Source organism: Micromonospora sp. NPDC005299, assembly GCF_042872345.1.
Classification (GTDB): Bacteria; Actinomycetota; Actinomycetes; order Mycobacteriales; family Micromonosporaceae; genus Micromonospora.
Map to the genome: position 1 here is coordinate 527,990 of NZ_JBIAKG010000004.1, position 15,519 is coordinate 543,508.

The window sequence follows — 15,519 nt, forward strand, 5'->3', positions numbered from 1 at the left end:
GCCCGCGCCGGTCGGGGCGGGATTGCGCACTTCGTACCCGCCCGGCGGGCCCGGGCCCATAGCTTCGGGGCCGGAGGTGCGTTCGTATGCCTGCATCGAGACGACACCACAGGACCCTGGCTGTGCTCGTGAACTGCCTCGGCGTCATCGCCGCCGTGCCGGCGCTGCCCGGGGCGGCGCCCCGGGCGGAGGCCGCGCCGCCGCAACCGGCGGCCCCGCCCGCCGCAGCGGCCCGGGCCACGCCCATCCCGACCGGGATGCCGGCGGCGCCACCGGCGATGCCGACCACCAAGCCGGCGCCGATCCAGCTGAGCAAGCCACCGGTCACCGTGGCGGTGGCGGCGGCCGGCACCCCGGCGCCGGGCTACCGGATCCAGGTCCGCAACGGCGGCCCCACGCCCGTCGAGACGACCGTCCGGCAGGAGCTGCCGACCGGCTCCCGGGCGACCGCGGTCACCGGCGGGGGCCGGGCCAACCGCCCGGTCGGGTCGGCCGCCGCCAACGAGGTCACCTGGCGGCTGCGGCTGCCGGCGCGGAGCACCACCACGCTGAACACCGCGCTGAGCATTGCCGGTCCGGGCCGGTCGGTCACCGCGCCGACCTGCGCCTACGGCACCGACGGCACCCGGCCGTACGACTGCGCCACGGCGACCTGGACGGGCGCCGCCACGGTTCCGGCGGCGCAGGTGACCGCGGCGCCGGCCTGGCGCCGCCCGCCGGTGCTGCTGGCCGCGCTGGCCGCCCTCCTCGTCCTGACCGGGGGTGTGCTGTGGTGGGCGTTGCGGCGGCGCGGGAGGCCCGGCCCCGCCTCGGCGGCCACCGGCGCCCCGCCGGTCGCCGGCGGCGTGGGCGGCCCGGCGGACCGGGGCACGGTCTACCCGCGCCCGGCCATGCCCGCGCCCGCGGGGCGGCGCCGCCGGCCGCCGATCTGGATGGTGGTCGGGGTCGCGGCCGCGGTGCTGGCCGGCGTGGTCGGCGCGGCCGCGTGGACGGCCACCCAGCGGGTCGCCGCCATGGACACCACCAAGCAGCCGACCAGCGGCGCGTGGGTGGGCACCAGCGCCACGGGGGTGCTCGGCGTCCCGCTGCGGGAGACCGCGTTCGAGTTCACCGTCTACCGGATGACGTGCGGCGCCGGGACGCTGCCGGCGGCGTCGGCGGGCGGCCAGCAGTGCCTGGCCACGGTCGGGGTGCGCAATCTCACGCCCGGCGAGCAGACCTGGCACGGGCAGTTGCAGCGGGCGTACCTGCCCGGAGGCAACTGGGTGGCCGCCGACGAGAACGCCACCCGGGTGGCGAACCTCGGCCGGGACGTCTTCGCCCAGCCGGTCGCGGCCGGCTCCCGGGTGCTGCTGCCGCTGGTGTTCACGGTGCACGGCGACGACCCGCCGAAGCAGTTGGAGCTGCGCAGCGGGGTGTTCTCCGCCGGGGTGCGGGTCGACGTGCGGTGACCGGGGGCGGGCGGCGGTCGTACCCTGGGGTCCGTGACCGCCGCCCTCGCCCCCGCCACCGCGCTCCCGGCGCAGCCGCGCCGCCGGCACCTTGCCACGCAGGGGACACGCGGGCGGCACGTTGTGGGCACCAGGGGCCGGAACCGGTGACCCGCCTGGCCGGACCGACGTGGCTCGCCCTCGCGCAGGCTCACGAGGAACGCGCCGACTCCCTCACCGCGGGCCACCGTGCCCGCAGGGCAGCGAGGGAACGTCACGCGATCGACGACTTCCTCTACGACTACTACGGCACCAGGCCGTCCGTGCTGCGACGGTGGCACCCCGGCGTCGGGATCACCCTGGAACCCGGTCCGGACGGGCCCGCCCCACACCGGACGTGGCGTTGGTACGCCACGGACGCGGACGGGGGCGTGAGCGTCGACATCGCGGCGTTCCTGGCCGACCGGGCGGAGTCGGTGCGCTTCATCCACCGGCTGTTGTCCTCGATCGCGTCGCGGCCGGCCTTCACCGGCTGCTTCGGCCTGCACGAGTGGGCGATGGTGTACCGCCAACGTGAGCATCGGCACCCGCTGCCCCTGCGACTCGGCCAGGCCGGCACCGACGCGGTGGTCGAGTCGCACCAGATCCGCTGCACCCACTTCGACGCGTTCCGGTTCTTCACCCCGGACGCGGTCGGCCTCAACCGGCTCCAACCCACGAGGGAGAGCCAGGTGGACCTGGACCAGCCGGGCTGCCTGCACGCCTCGATGGACTGCCACAAGTGGGCCACCAAGCTGGGCCCCGCCGTTCGGGGCGACCTGGCGCTCGACTGCTTCGAGCTGGCGCGGGACATCCGGCTGCTCGACATGCAGGCGTCCCCGTACGACTTCTCCTCGTACGGGGAGCCGCCCGTGGCCATCGAGACGCCGGAGGGCAAGGCGGAGTACGTCGCCCGTCAACGCGAGTTCGCCCAGCGTGCCGGCCACCTGCGGGCCCGCCTGATCGGTGTCTGCGAGACCCTGCTGGACCGGGCGGAGCCACCGGCACGGGTGGGGGCGGGAGCCTACGGCGTGTTTCATAAGTGAGCGGCTGGTGCTGGGCGTTGTGAGCCATTGTTGTCGGTCGGCCCGTGGGGTTTCTGGGTCTGTGCAAGTGGTGGGCTGTTTGTCGGTGGTGTGTGGCATGGTGTGCTGCCGTGGCCCGTTTCACCACGTTCCGGTTCTGTCTGAACCCGACCGCCGAGCAGGAGTTTGTGCTGCGTCGGCATGCGGGTGCGGCCCGGTTCGGCTACAACCAGTGCCTGCGGCTGGTCAAGGACGCTTTGGATGGCAAGCGCGGTGGGACGGTCGGCAAGGTGCCGTGGTCGGGCTTCGACCTGATCAACGCGTTCAACGGGTGGAAACGGTCGGGTGACGCGGGCCGGGTGATGGTCGCCGCCGGTGACGGGACCGTCACGGTGCAGGTAACCGGTCTGGCATGGCGGGGCGAGGTATGTCAGCAGGTCTTTGAAGAAGCCGCGGTCGATCTCGGCCGCGGCCTGTGCGCGTACACGGCATCGCGCACCGGCCACCGGCGGGGTCGACGGGTCGGTTTTCCGAGGTTCAAGTCCAAGAAACGCGCCCCGCTGTCGTTTCGCATCCGTAGCAGGACCTCTGCCGCAGGCCGGGCGGGTATCCGGGTCGGTGACCAAGCGCCGCGTACCGTGACCTTGCCCGGCATCGGCACCCTGGCGCTACGGCAGGACACCCGCCGGCTGCGGCGCATGCTGGCCAAGGGGCGGGCGAAGGTCGTGTCCGCGACGGTCAGCCACCGGGCCGGCCGGTGGGCGGTGTCACTGACCTGCGAAGCCGCCGACCTGCACGATGCCCGCCGCCACCAGCCGAACATCAGCGCCGCAGGGTGGGTGGGTGTCGACCGGGGCCTGTCGACGTTCGTCGCCGCAGCGCTCGCCGACGGCACGCAGGTCCTGCGGGTCGACGGCTGGCCACGGCCCGCCCGGGCCGCGGTGACGCGCCAGCGCCGCCTGTCGCGCGAGGTCACCCGCAAACAGCGCGGCTCCAACAACCGTGCCAAGGCTGCGGCCCGGCTGGGCCGCCACCACGCCCGGGTGGCCGCGATCCGGCGCCGTTTCCTGCACCAGGTCTCCAACCAGTTGGTCAATACCCACGACCGGCTCGCCATCGAGACCCTCGCCATCACCGGCATGCTCGGCAACCGGCGCCTGGCGTCGGCGGTCGCCGACGCGGCATGGGGCGAACTGGCCCGCCAACTGGCCTACAAGCAGCAGTGGCGCGGCGGCCAACTGGCCCTGGTCGACCGCTGGTACCCGTCGACCAAGACCTGTTCCGCATGCCGGACCGTGGCCCCCGCGATGCCTCTGCACCAGCGCACGTTCACCTGCCAGGTGTGCGGGTATCAGGCCGATCGGGACCACAATGCCGCCGTCAACCTCGCGGTCTGGGCCGAGCAGCACCACGCCCAGGTCCGGGACCTCCCCGCAGGGGGCCCGGTCACCAACGCCGGCCGAGGGGAAGGCTCTGGCCCGCGCACACGCGCGGGCGAAACCGGCCCCGATGACGCAGGAACCGTACCCACCCCACCCGGGGCGAGGCGCGGACGCCCGAGAAGGGCGCTGTCTCACAACTCCACCGAGTTATGAAACAGGCCGTAGTCCTCCCGCGCCCACGGCCGCAGCTTCTCCGGGTTGCGGACCACCCAGATCCGGGTGACGCGCCCGTCCTCGGAGACGTCGAACGAGGCCACGGTCACGACGACGCCGGCACGCCGGGCCACCAGGCCCGGCACACCGTTGACCGACCGCTCCAGGAGTTCGAGTCCCGGAGCCAGGTCGGCGATGGCGACCATGTACCGGGCGATGTGTGCGCCGCCCTCGACCGGGTGCAGGACGGTGCCGGCCATGCCGCCGCCGTCGGCGGTCATCACGGCGGCCGGGTTGAGCAGACCGACGAGGGCCGCGATGTCCTTGGCCTCCCACGCCTTCCGGACGTGCCGCACCACGTCGGCCTGGCCGCTCGCCGGCACCGGAGCGCGCGCCACGCTCACCCGCCGCCGGGCGGACGCCGCCAGCTGCTTGCAGGCCGCAGGGGTCCGGCCCAGCACGTCGGCGATCTCGGCGAACGGATACCGGAAGACCTCGTGCAGGACGAACGCCACCCGCTCGGCGGGCGTCGTCGACTCCAGGACGACGAGGAAGGCCATGGCCACCGACTCGTCCAGGACGATCTGGTCGGCGGGGTCGGCAGGGCGGGTGGAGTCCGCGCCGCCCGGGTGGTTCCACTCGGCGCGGTCGGGCAGCGGCTCGGGCAGCCACGCGCCGACATAGCGTTCACGGCGGGCCCGCGCCGAGCCGAGCAGGTCCAGGCAGATGCGGCTGGTCACCGTCATCAGCCAGGCGCCGGGCGACCGGATCTCCTCCTGCTGGCTCGCTGGCAGCCCGTACCAGCGCGTGTAGGCGTCCTGTACGGCGTCCTCGGCCTCGGTCACCGAGCCGAGCAACCGGTAGGCGACATTGATCAGTTGGCGTCGCTCGCCGGCTATCTCGTCGGTGCGGGTCCCCACACTTCCCATGCTTCCGGCCGCCCCCGCCTTACCTTTCGCCGGCCCGCGTCGTCGGGCTGGTGAGACCTTAACGATCTACTGCCCGAGGGCGGAAAAGGGGACCGTGACATGGCCACCCAGCTGACGGCGACGGCGAACGCACGGCGCAGCTCCTCGTTCCTGCAGACCGCGATCGCCCTGCAGACCCTGACCATCTTCCTCCAGGCGGTCTCCGCCGGGCTGCTGCTCACCTCGTCCTACGGAGAGACCCTGCACAGTGTCGGAGCCCGGGTGATGTACGGGGCGTCCATGCTGTACGTGCTCGCGGCGGTGCTGGCGTGGAAGCCGGGCGGCGGCTCGCCCCGGCCGGTCTGGCACGCGTCGGGATTCCTCGTCCTCGCCTCGGTGCAGGTCGTGCTCGGCATCGCCCACGTACCGTCGGTCCACCTCCCCCTGGGTGTCCTGATGTTCGGCCTGAGCGTGCTGGCGCTGGCCCGGCGCTGAGGTCCGACCCTGCCTGGCGCGGACGGCCGGCCCGAGCGGGGCCGGCCGGCACACGCCGACGGGCCCGCCCAGCGGTTCGACGCGCGCGGCTCAACCCGGTCCCGCGTGGCGGACTCAGCCAGCCGGGTGGCCCCGGTGCGCGGCCCACTCCGGGGCGAGGATCGACATCACCGTGGCGTCCACCCGGCCGTCGCCGTCGCGGAGGACCTGCCGCAGCGTGCCCTCGGTCACGAACCCGACCTTCTCGTAGACCCGGCGGGCGCGGGGGTTGAAGGCGAACACCTCCAGCCCGATCCGGTGCAGGCCGAGCTGCTGGAAGCCGTAGCCGACGATGAGCCGGACCGCCTCGGTGCCCAGCCCCCGGTCCCGCCCGGCGGGGCCGATCAGGGTGCGGAAGTTGCAGCTGCCGTTGTGCCGGTCCCACTCGTTCAGGACGACCTCGCCCACGCAGGCCCCGGTCGCCCGGTCCGCCACGGCCAGGTCGAGCCGGTCCGGCTGGCTGTTGCGGGTGCCGTACCAGGCCCGCAGCCGGGCCGGTTCGAACCCCTCGCCGGGCGGGCTGCCGGTGAGCCGGGCCACCTCGGGGTCGGCCAGGATCGCCTCGAAGGCCGCGAGGTCGTCGTCGACGAAGGGGCGCAGCAGGGCGCGGTCGCCGGTGAGGGTGGGCTTGACGGAGAAATCGGTCGGCACCCGGCGGATTCTGGGCGACGGCGCGGCCGGTCCTCAAACCGTTTTCCGGATCGCGGCCGGTGGGTCATTGGGACGGATCCCCCGTCCGGGCCCGGCCCGGTTGGCACAGTGAGGTGGTGGGCGGCGTCGGTCGGATCCAGCTGGCCGGCGACGCGGGCGGCGTCAGCCGGCTGGAGCTCTTCCTTGACCTGATCTTCGTCTTCGCGTTCCTCAACGTCACCGGGGTGACCGCCGAGCAGCTCAACCCGGCCGGGTTGCCGCGCGGCCTGCTGCTGCTCGTGCTGCTGTGGTGGTGCTGGGCGCCGTTCGCCTGGCTGGGCAGCACCGTCCGGCTGGACCGCGGGGTCATGCCGGTGCTGATGTTCGGGCTCAGCGCCACCCTGTTCGTGATGGGCCTGACGGTGCGGGAGGCGTTCCACGATCGGCCCGGCGGGCTCTCCGGTCCGGTGGTCTTCGCCCTCGGCTACCTGGTCGTGCGCGGCACCACGCTGGCCGCCGCCGCACTGGCCGCCGCCGCCGGGGAGGCGGCACCCCGCCGGCTGGCGCTGCGGGCGTGGCCGCCGCCGCTGGCCGGCGCGCTGTTCCTGCTGGCCGCCGCGCTGGTCCCGGGACACGTGCCGGGCGAGGTGGACCGGGAGTGGCTCCGCTTCGGACTGGTGGGCTGCGCGATCGTCGCGGAGTACGGCGGGGCGCTCCTGCTCGGGGCGAACCTGTGGCGGATCGGCTCGATCCCGTACTGGGCGGAGGGGCACGCGCTGATCATCCTGATCGGGTTCGGGGAGACGATCATCTCGGTGGGGCTGAGCCAGGGGGTGGCGGCGACCCAGCCGCTGACCCTGGAGGTGCTGGTCGGGGCGCTGCTCGGGGTGACGCTGGCCGGCGCGCTGTGGTGGACGTACTTCGACGTGGCCCGGTTCGCGGCCGAGCAGGCGATGGAGCGGGCCGCCGGCAAACGGCGCGCGCTGCTCGGCCGGGACGCGTACAGCTTCCTGCACCTGCCGATGATGGCCGGGCTGATCCTGGTGGCGCTCGGCCTGAAGAAGGTGCTCGGCGAGCTGCGCGCGGACAGCCACGAGGCGACCCCGATCCTCACGCTGCTGGTGCTCCACGGCGGGGTGGTGCTCTACCTGCTGGGGCTGGTGCTGTTCGAGGTGCGGACGCTGCGCATCCTGGGCCGGTCCCCGGTGCTCGGCATCCTGCTGGTGGCCGGGCTGGCGCCCGTCGCCCCGCACCTGCCGGCGCTGGCCGAGCTGGCCCTGCTGGCCGCGGCGGTGGGCGCGACCGCGCTGGCCGACGTGACCGTGTTCCGGCGCCGGCACCGCCGGCTGCACGCGATGATCGGCCCGACCCAGGAGCACGCCGGGGTCACCCCGAAGGAGCTCTTCTTCGATCTGGTCTTCGTCTACGCCTTCCTCCAGGTGGCCGCGCTGATGGCCGACGACCCGACGTGGTCCGGCCTGGCGCGCGGGCTGCTGGTGCTCGCCGTGCTCTGGCAGGCCTGGTGCGCGTACGCCTGGCTGTCGGCCGAGGTCCGCTCGGAGAGCCCGGTGGTCCGCCTCGTCATGGTGCTCGTGGTGGCGCTCACCGCGCTGATCACGCTGGCCAGCCCGCAGGCGATCGACGACTCGCGGGGTGGCCTGCCCGGGCCGCTGGTCTTCGTCGCCTGCTACGCGGCCATCCGGCTGCTGCACCTGGCCTCGTTCGGGCTGGTGGCGCGGCAGGACCCGGCGTGGCCGACGCCGTCGCTGCGGGCCGCCGCGCCGACCCTCGTCTCGCTCGGGCTCATGCTGGTCGCCGCGCTGCTGCCGCTGCCGGTCGGCGACGTCCGCCAGTTCTCCCCGCCGCGGGTCGGGCTGTGGCTGCTCGCCATCGCGGTCGACCTGGCCGGGAACGCCCGGGTGGGCCTGCGCCACCTCAGCGTGCGCTCGGCGGAGCACTGGGCCGACCGGCACAGCCTGATCATCATCATCGGGCTCGGTGAGGCGGTGATCTCGATGGGCAGCGCCGTGGTGTACACGCCGGTCTCGGCCCGGATCGTGGTGGCGGTGTTCCTCGGCACCGCCCTGCTGGCCGCCCTGTGGTGGGCCTACTTCGGCTGGGACAGCACCGAGGGGGAACGGGCGCTGGCCGCCGCCGACCTGCGCACCCGGACCCGGCTGGCCCGCGACGCGTACACGTGGCTGCACCTGCCGATGGTGGCGGGGATCGTGCTGGTCTCGCTGGGCCTGCGCAAGACCATGTCGGTGCTGGGCAGCCGGGGGTTCTTCGAGCTCGGTCCGCCGCCGTATCCACTGGCGCACGCCGCGCTCTTCGGCGGGGTGCTGCTCTACCTGTCGGGCGTCCAGGCGTTCCGGTGGCGGACGACCGGGCGCTGGCGTCCGGCCCGGCTGGTGCAGGCCCTGGTGGTGGCGGCGCTGCTGCCGCTGACGGCCGGGCTGTCGGCGCTGCTCGCGCTGGCCCTGCTGGCCGCGGTCTGCCTGGCCCTCACCGCGTTCGAGGTGCTCGGCGACCACGAGCGGGCCGCCACCGGGCCGGTGCGGTCGCGCTGACCCGCGGGTCCGTCAGTCGCCGTCCACCCGGCGGTCGCGCTTGCGCTGGGACTGCCGCTTCTTGTCGGCGAGCCGGCGCTCCTTGGCCCCCCGCGAGGGGCGGGTGGGGCGGCGCGGCTTCGGCGGCGGCGCCACCGCCTCGCGCAGCAGGGCGGCCATCCGTTCGCGGGCCGCCTCCCGGTTGGCCAGCTGCGCCCGGTGCTCGCTGGCCGCCACCGTCAGCACCCCGTCGACCAGCCGGCCGGCGAGCCGGTCCAGGGCGCGGGCGCGCAGCGACTCGGGCACGCTCGGCGAGCCGGCCAGGTCGAAGCTCAGCTCCACCCGCGAGTCGGTCGTGTTGACGCCCTGACCACCCGGGCCGGACGAGCGGGAGAAGCGTTCCCGCAGCTCGGCGTCGGGCACCACGAGCCGGTCGGTCACCCGCAGTCCGTCGTCCACGCCCCGAGGTTAGCGCCCGGCGCGGTGGCCCGGGGTGGCGGTCACGGTCGGGGTCGGCGCCGGGCCGGCCCGTTCGTGGTCCGACCCGGCCGCCGCGTACGCCGCCGCCCCGACCAGCAGCAGCGCGATCACGCCGATCTTGGTGATCACCGCACGGGTCGCCATCCACGCGGTGCGCCGGGCGCCCGGAACGGTGGTCCGGATGGTCTTGTAGTCCTTCCAACCCCGCTGCGCACGGGCGTACGACGCGCCGACACCGGCGCCGATGACCAGGCCCACCAGGAGGAGGGCCGCGATGACAGCTTGCTCCACCCACGCCAGTATCCATACTCAGCGTAATATTTCCATGGCCCGATGGTCCCACGCCGGATATCCGACAGTTCCCGGTCCGGCACGACGGCGCAGGTCAGGGGCCGCCGGGCCGGTCAGCCGCCGCGGCCGATGATGGTGTCGGCGGTCTGCTGGACCTGATCGATCGGGATGGCGAACCCGATGCCGATCGAGCCGTTGCCGTCGATGGTGGCGATCGCCGTGTTCACCCCGACCACCTCGCCGCGCGCGTTGACCAGCGGCCCACCGGAGTTGCCCGGGTTGATGGAGGCGTCGGTCTGCACGGCGGTGTGCCGGCCGTTGCCGATGCGGACCTGCCGGTTGAGCGCGCTGACGATACCGGCGGTGACGGTGCCGGCCAGGCCCAGCGGGGAGCCCACGGCGAGCACCGGCTCCCCCACCCGGGTGGAGTTCGGCTTGGCCAGCGGCAGCGCCGGCAGCCGGGCCGACGCCGGGACCCTCAGCACCGCCAGGTCGCTGCCCGGCTCCCGTCCGACCACCTCCGCGGTGAACCGGCGCCCGTCGGAGGTCTCCACCGTCACCGGCCCGGACCCGCCCCGGGACAGGATGTGGTCGTTGGTCACGATGTGCTGCTCGTTGTCGATGGCGAAGCCGGAGCCGCTGGCCGACGCGCCGGACGACCCGCCGACCATCACCGAGACCACCCCGGGGACCGTCTTCTCCGCGGCGGTCACCAGCTCCGCCGGCACCGGCGCGGCCGAGGCCGCCGACGGGCCGGGCGCGTCCCGGTCGGCGGCCCAGGTGCCGGCCGCCGCCCCGGAGACGGTGGAGAGGGCCACCACCGCCGCCGCGCTCAGCAACCGGCGACGCCAGCCGCGCCGCGCGGCCTCCCGCTCGGAACCGGGTACGTCCCAGCGCCCGCGGCCGTCCGGGTCCAGCTCCGGCGAGACGAACCACGGGCCCCGCGGTTCGCCGAGTCCGGTCTGCACTGCCATACCTGGGCTCCTCACGTGTGTGCGTCGTCCGGTCCGTGCGCGGTCAGGGCAGTCGGGAGAACCACCGCAGCGATCCGGCGGCGGCCCCCATGGCGAAGACCAGCCCGAGGCCGATGAAGCGGGCCGAGATGTCCTGCCGTTCGTTGCGGTAACCCACCGACGTGCCGATGTCCTCGTAGACGGCGCGCAGCTCGGCGCTGGTGGACGCCTCGTGGAAACCGCCCCCGGTCTCCTCGGCGACCGCCTTGAGGGTCTGCCCGTCGACCGGCACCTGGATCGCCCGCCCACCCCGGTCGACCGAGCCGGTCGGCGTGCCGAACGAGATGGTGTGCACCGGCACCTTGGCCGCCACGGCCTGCCCGGCCGCCTCCAGCGGATCCATGCCGGACGTGTTCGCCCCGTCGGAGAGGATGATGATCCGCGCCGGCGGCGGGTCCTTGGCGGCCTTGGCGTCCAGGCTCTTGACCGCGCCCAGCGAGGTGCTGATGGCCTCACCGATGGCGGTGCCCTGCACCCCGGTGATCCCCTCGGCGAGCCGCTCGACCCCCTCGTCCAGGGCGTCCCGGTCGGTGCTCGGCGGCACCACCACCGCCGCGCTGCCGGCGAACGCGACGAGTCCCACGTTGAACTCGTCCGGCAGCCCGTCGACGAACCGGCGGGCGGCCTCCTTGGCGGCGGTCAGCCGGTCCGGATCGACGTCGCCGGCCAGCATCGAGGTGGAGACGTCCACCGCCACCATCACGGTGGCCCGTTCCCGGGGCACCCGCACCTCGGCGTTGGGCCGGGCGAAGCCGACCACCAGCAGCGCGAGCATGGCGAGGAAGAGCCCCGCCGGGACGTGCCGGCGCCAGGCCGGCCGCTGCGGGGCGACCCGGTCCAGCAGCCGCAGGTTGGTGAACCGCACCGCGTACCGGCTCTGCCGGCGCTGCATGGCCAGGTAGCCGACGACCAGCGCGGCGACGCCCAGCAGGAGCCAGAGGCGGGCGGGCGACTGCCAGGTCACGCCACACCTCCCCGGGGCGCGGCCGGCCTGGCCGCGAGCCGGCGCTGGGCGTGTACGTGCCGGACGATGTCCGCGCTCCAGTCCCGGTCGGTGCGCAACGCCAGGTGCGTCGCGCCGGACCGGCGCAGCGCGTCCCGCACCTGGTCGCGCTGGGCGGCGGCGGCCCGGGCGTACCGCTCGCGCAGGCCCCGGTCACCGGTCCACACCTCGCGGCGGCGGCCGGTCTCCGGGTCGACCAGGGTGACCAGCCCGACGTCGGGCAGCTCCAGCTCGCGCGGGTCGGTCACCTCGACCGCCAGCACCTGGTGCCGGACGGCCAGCCGGCGCAGCACGGCCTCCCAGGCCGGGGCGGCGTCCGGGTCGTCGGGCAGCCCGTCGAGGAAGTCGGAGACGACCACCACGAGGCCGCGCCGGGTGGCCATCCGCTGGAGCCCGTCCAGCCCGTCGTGCAGGCCCGGCGTCTCCGGATGCCCGTCCGTGCGTGGCGCGCCGAGCAGGGCGCGGAGCAGCCCGAGCAGATGGGTACGCCCGCCGCGGGCCGGGAACCGGCGGATGCCGTCCGGCGCGAGCACCTGGCCGCCGAGGCGGTTGCCGACGCCGGCGGTGAGGAAGCCGACCGCGGCCACGGCGGCCACCGCCAGCTCCCGCTTGTCCAGTGTGGCCGTGCCGTACTCCATGCTGGGGCTGGCGTCGACCAGCAGCCAGGTGGTCAGCTCGCGGTCGGCGTCGACCACGCGTACGTGCGGGACGGTGGTCCGCGCGGTCACCGCCCAGTCCATCCGGCGGACCTCGTCCTCGCCGGGGCGGTACTCCCGGCTGCCGGCCGCCTCGCTGCCGGGCCCGGGCAGCAGGCCGCGGTACTGGCCGTGCAGCAGCCCGTCGAGCCGCCGGGTGACGGTCAGTTCCAGCCGGCGCAGCCGCTGGTCGGGAGCCAGGTCGGCCAGTCCGGGGTCGGGCATGGTGGGTGCGTCCCGGCGTCTCATGCCGCCGCCAGATCGGCCGCCGCCTCCGGGTGCCCGGTGACCACCCGGGGTGGCGGCACCGCCTCGACCAGCCGGCGGACCAGCGACTCGGCGGACACCCCGTCGGCCACCGCGTCGAAGGAGAGCACCAGCCGGTGGGACAGCACGTCCACCGCGAGGTCCCGGACGTCCTCCGGGAGCACGTGGTCGCGGCCGTGGATCAGCGCCTGCGCCCTCGCCGCGGCAACCAGGCCGAGGGTGGCCCGCGGGCTCGCCCCGTACGCCAGCAGCGGCGCGATCTCGGGCAGCCCGAACCGCCCCGGGTCGCGGGTGGCGAGGATGAGCCGGACCACGTACTCGGCGAGGGCGTGGTGGACGAAGATGTCGGCGGCCCGGCGCTGGAGTGCGCGCAGCCGGACGGGGTCGAGGACCGGGCGGGCGGTCGGCCGCTCGGTGCTCATCCGGTAGAGGATGGCCAGCTCGTCGGCGTCGCTCGGGTAGTCGACGACGACCTTCATGAGGAAGCGGTCGCGCTGTGCCTCGGGGAGCTGGTAGACCCCCTCCGACTCGATCGGGTTCTGGGTGGCCAGCACCAGGAACGGGTCGGGGACCGGCCAGCTCCGGCCGCCGATGGAGACCTGCCGCTCGGCCATGGCCTCGAGCAGCGCCGACTGCACCTTGGCCGGGGCGCGGTTGATTTCGTCGGCGAGCACCAGGTTCCCCATGATCGGGCCCAGCTCCACGTCGAACGACTCGGTGGAGGCCCGGTAGATGCGGGTGCCGACGATGTCGGAGGGGACCAGGTCGGGGGTGAACTGGATGCGGGAGAAGGTGCCGCCGACCACGGTGGCGAGGGTCTGCGCCGCGAGGGTCTTGGCCACCCCCGGCACGCCCTCCAGCAGGCAGTGACCGTCGGCGATCAGGGCGGTGAGCAGTCGATCGACGAGCCGATCCTGCCCGACGATCACGCGTTTGACCTCGAAGAGGGTCTGTTCCAGCTCGACGCCGCTCGCGTCGGCATCGACCGGGCTGGGCACGCTGGCCAGGGTGTCCGAGATGTCCGTCACGGTGCTTGCTTCCCGTGCCGGCGTGCGGACAAACGTCGGATTATCGGCCCCTGGACGGCCCTTCCGGGCCCGGACCGGGACGACTCCCCCGGGCGGTCGGCAACGGCGCGAGCGGGGGTGGGAAGGGGCAGACGGGTCAGGCGGCCACGACAGGCGGCCCCCGCCCGGGGGCGAGGGCCGGCTGCCGGCGGGGTCAGTTGGCGATGAGCAGGTGGAACGGCCGATCCGCGTACCCGCCGCTGGAGCTGCGGGTCTGGACGAAGACCGCGTTCGCGATCAGGTAGCGGGGCGCCACCGAGACCTCGCCCGCGGGCGGGACGTTCGCCGCGTCGTTGGTGCCGATCGTGGCGTGCAGCCCCTTGAGGTTGACGGCGTAGTCGAGCGTCACCTGGTACTGGCCGGCGAACTGTCCCGGCAGCGACGGGGCGAACCTGCTGGCGCTCACGACGTTGGCCGAGTGCTGGAGCAGCGTCCCGTTGCTGCTGACGACCGCCCAGGCGACCAGCCCGGGTGCCGGCGCGGCGAGGGTGGCCCGCATCGCGGCCTTCGCGGACCGGGTCTCGGCGGCGGTCACCGGCGGCTGCTGGCCGGCCTGGCGCGCGCCGGGCTGCCCGACCTCGGCCGGAGCCTTCGCCGCCGGGTGGGCGGCGGCCGCGATACCGCCGCCGGCCAGGGTGAGGGACAGCGCGGCGAGGGCCACCACCGTCGCCTTGCGCTTGAGGAATGTGGCCATGACAGATCTCCCTTTTGTGACCGTGGTGATACGGCCGGCCCGCACGCTGTGCGGGACGGATGGATGCGGCACAAAAGCCAGGCGCAGAACAATTGCGAACCATCGAGGGTCCACGTTGAGGCGCACCGTGTGTCGAGCTACACCTGGCCTTGAACTGGGCTAACTACGGAGAGTCGCGACGTCTCGACCAGGTGGAAACTAGCATCGGAAAATGCAGCCGGTCAATAGCTCACATTTACTCGGTCGCGCCTGAGAAATGCTTTCAATAATTGCGAGAAGTGAGCGTCGGCCCATTCATGAAAACGCGACGCCCCGCCGGACGGTAGCGTGACGGCCATGATCGCGAAGGGACGGCTCGCCACGATCGCCTGCTGGCTGGCGGTCGCGCCCGTGGTTGCCTGGGCGGCGCTCCGGCTGGCCGGGCTGGAACGGGGGCCGCTGGTGCAGGCCGTCGCCTTCACGCCGTACGTCGCCGCCGCCGCGCTCGCCCCGGTGGTGCTGGCGCTCGCCCTGCGGCGCCGCGTGCCCGCGGTGGTGGCGGCCCTCGCCGCGCTGGCGCTGGTCGCCGCGGTGGCGCCGCGGGTCGTCCGCGACGACCGGCCCGCGGCGGACGGTCCGGTGCTCCGGCTGCTGACCGCCAACCTGCTCAAGGGGGGCGCCGACCCGGCGCGGCTGGTCGAGCTGGTCCGGGCGCACCGGGTGGACGTGCTGACCGTGCAGGAGTTCACCCCGGAGGCGGCCGCCGAGCTGGACCGGCTCGGGCTGGCCACCCTGCTGCCCTACCGGGTGCTGAACCCGGAGGTCGGCACCACCGGATCCGGGCTGTACGCGCGCCACCCGCTCAGCGGGACGGGCTGGCGGCGCAACGAGGGCTTCCACTTCACCCAGGCGTACGGGACGGTGGCCGTGCCGGGTGCGCCACCGCTGCGGGTGGAGTCGGCGCACCCGGCCGCCCCGTACGCCGTCGACGTGGTGCCGGACTGGTGGACCGACCTGCGGGCCCAACCGCGAGCCACCCCGCGGGGCGGGTTGAGCATCCTGGCCGGCGACTTCAACGCCACCCTCGACCACGCGCCGCTGCGCGACCTGATCGACACGGGCTACGTGGACGCCGCCGACGCGGCCGGCGCCGGACTCTCCGGCACCTGGGGCCCCTACGACGGTGACCCGATCCCGCCGGTCACCATCGACCACGTGCTGGTCGACCGGCGCATCGAGGTACGCGCGGTCAGCGTGCACGGCGTGCCGGGCAGCGACCACCGGGCCGTGCTGGCCGAGCTGCGGCTGCCTGCCGGGTGA

The 15,519-nt window shown here is 74.4% G+C and carries 15 protein-coding genes; 6 read left to right on the forward strand and 9 right to left on the reverse strand.

All coding sequences use genetic code 11. The features are described 5' to 3' along the window. The first annotated feature begins 86 nt into the window (after positions 1-86). The 3 genes from ACFYPD_RS15590 to ACFYPD_RS15600 all read left to right on the forward strand — a co-directional run bounded on the left by ACFYPD_RS15590 (position 87) and on the right by ACFYPD_RS15600 (position 4,089). Positions 87-1,451 (forward strand): hypothetical protein, encoded by a 1,365-nt coding sequence (locus ACFYPD_RS15590; RefSeq protein WP_387113287.1) that lies wholly within the window; start codon positions 87-89, stop codon positions 1,449-1,451. A 146-nt stretch (positions 1,452-1,597) separates the two neighbouring features. Then, on the forward strand, positions 1,598-2,515 hold the full coding sequence (locus tag ACFYPD_RS15595; RefSeq protein ID WP_387113289.1) for a 3-methyladenine DNA glycosylase: 918 nt from the start codon (positions 1,598-1,600) through the stop codon (positions 2,513-2,515). A gap of 110 nt (positions 2,516-2,625) precedes the next feature. Then, positions 2,626-4,089, forward strand: coding sequence for an RNA-guided endonuclease InsQ/TnpB family protein (locus tag ACFYPD_RS15600; RefSeq protein WP_387113291.1), 1,464 nt, complete (start codon positions 2,626-2,628; stop codon positions 4,087-4,089). On the opposite strand, the gene sigJ is transcribed toward ACFYPD_RS15600, so the two are convergent. Continuing rightward, positions 4,068-5,018, reverse strand: coding sequence for an RNA polymerase sigma factor SigJ (sigJ, locus tag ACFYPD_RS15605; protein WP_387113293.1), 951 nt, complete (start codon positions 5,016-5,018; stop codon positions 4,068-4,070). The two genes, ACFYPD_RS15600 and sigJ, sit on opposite strands and share 22 nt — an antisense overlap. Positions 5,019-5,117: 99 nt before the next feature. On the opposite strand from sigJ, the gene ACFYPD_RS15610 reads away from it, so the two are divergent. Next, positions 5,118-5,492: a hypothetical protein gene (locus tag ACFYPD_RS15610; RefSeq protein WP_387113295.1), complete on the forward strand. Its 375-nt coding sequence runs from the start codon at positions 5,118-5,120 to the stop codon at positions 5,490-5,492. Between the two features lie 114 nt (positions 5,493-5,606). Here ACFYPD_RS15610 and ACFYPD_RS15615 read toward each other — a convergent pair whose 3' ends face one another. Then, positions 5,607-6,182: a GNAT family N-acetyltransferase gene (locus tag ACFYPD_RS15615; protein ID WP_387113297.1), complete on the reverse strand. Its 576-nt coding sequence runs from the start codon at positions 6,180-6,182 to the stop codon at positions 5,607-5,609. 116 nt (positions 6,183-6,298) lie between these two features. Between ACFYPD_RS15615 and ACFYPD_RS15620 the strand changes: the two genes are divergently transcribed. Continuing rightward, positions 6,299-8,731, forward strand: coding sequence for a low temperature requirement protein A (locus ACFYPD_RS15620; RefSeq protein WP_387113299.1), 2,433 nt, complete (start codon positions 6,299-6,301; stop codon positions 8,729-8,731). Between the two features lie 12 nt (positions 8,732-8,743). On the opposite strand, the gene arfB is transcribed toward ACFYPD_RS15620, so the two are convergent. The 7 genes from arfB to ACFYPD_RS15655 form a co-directional block, all read right to left on the reverse strand. Further along, complete coding sequence (gene arfB, locus ACFYPD_RS15625) at positions 8,744-9,169, reverse strand: alternative ribosome rescue aminoacyl-tRNA hydrolase ArfB (protein WP_262281475.1); 426 nt, start codon at positions 9,167-9,169, stop codon at positions 8,744-8,746. Positions 9,170-9,178: 9 nt separating this feature from the next. Then, a complete protein-coding gene (locus tag ACFYPD_RS15630) occupies positions 9,179-9,481 on the reverse strand; it encodes a hypothetical protein (RefSeq protein ID WP_387113301.1) in 303 nt (100 codons plus the stop codon). A 113-nt stretch (positions 9,482-9,594) separates the two neighbouring features. Next, a complete protein-coding gene (locus ACFYPD_RS15635; protein WP_387113303.1) occupies positions 9,595-10,455 on the reverse strand; it encodes a S1C family serine protease in 861 nt (286 codons plus the stop codon). A 43-nt stretch (positions 10,456-10,498) separates the two neighbouring features. Further along, complete coding sequence (locus ACFYPD_RS15640) at positions 10,499-11,458, reverse strand: VWA domain-containing protein (RefSeq protein WP_262281478.1); 960 nt, start codon at positions 11,456-11,458, stop codon at positions 10,499-10,501. After that, on the reverse strand, positions 11,455-12,417 hold the full coding sequence (locus ACFYPD_RS15645; RefSeq protein ID WP_387113305.1) for a DUF58 domain-containing protein: 963 nt from the start codon (positions 12,415-12,417) through the stop codon (positions 11,455-11,457). Before ACFYPD_RS15645 ends, ACFYPD_RS15640 begins: the two co-directional genes overlap by 4 nt. A gap of 20 nt (positions 12,418-12,437) precedes the next feature. After that, entirely contained in the window at positions 12,438-13,487 is a 1,050-nt protein-coding gene (locus ACFYPD_RS15650) for an AAA family ATPase (protein WP_387113307.1), read from the reverse strand. Positions 13,488-13,680: 193 nt separating this feature from the next. Then, complete coding sequence (locus ACFYPD_RS15655) at positions 13,681-14,220, reverse strand: hypothetical protein (RefSeq protein WP_387113309.1); 540 nt, start codon at positions 14,218-14,220, stop codon at positions 13,681-13,683. A gap of 336 nt (positions 14,221-14,556) precedes the next feature. On the opposite strand from ACFYPD_RS15655, the gene ACFYPD_RS15660 reads away from it, so the two are divergent. Beyond that, the gene (locus ACFYPD_RS15660) at positions 14,557-15,519 is read left to right on the forward strand and encodes an endonuclease/exonuclease/phosphatase family protein (protein ID WP_387113311.1); all 963 of its coding nucleotides are present in this window, start codon (positions 14,557-14,559) and stop codon (positions 15,517-15,519) included.

Coding starts and splice junctions, on each gene's coding strand:
- ACFYPD_RS15590 (WP_387113287.1), top strand. CDS start 87: ATGCCTGCATCGAGACGACACCACAGGACCCTGGCTGTGCTCGTGAAC.
- sigJ (WP_387113293.1), bottom strand. CDS start 5,018: ATGGGAAGTGTGGGGACCCGCACCGACGAGATAGCCGGCGAGCGACGC.
- ACFYPD_RS15610 (WP_387113295.1), top strand. CDS start 5,118: ATGGCCACCCAGCTGACGGCGACGGCGAACGCACGGCGCAGCTCCTCG.
- ACFYPD_RS15635 (WP_387113303.1), bottom strand. CDS start 10,455: ATGGCAGTGCAGACCGGACTCGGCGAACCGCGGGGCCCGTGGTTCGTC.
- ACFYPD_RS15645 (WP_387113305.1), bottom strand. CDS start 12,417: ATGCCCGACCCCGGACTGGCCGACCTGGCTCCCGACCAGCGGCTGCGC.
- ACFYPD_RS15655 (WP_387113309.1), bottom strand. CDS start 14,220: ATGGCCACATTCCTCAAGCGCAAGGCGACGGTGGTGGCCCTCGCCGCG.
- ACFYPD_RS15660 (WP_387113311.1), top strand. CDS start 14,557: ATGATCGCGAAGGGACGGCTCGCCACGATCGCCTGCTGGCTGGCGGTC.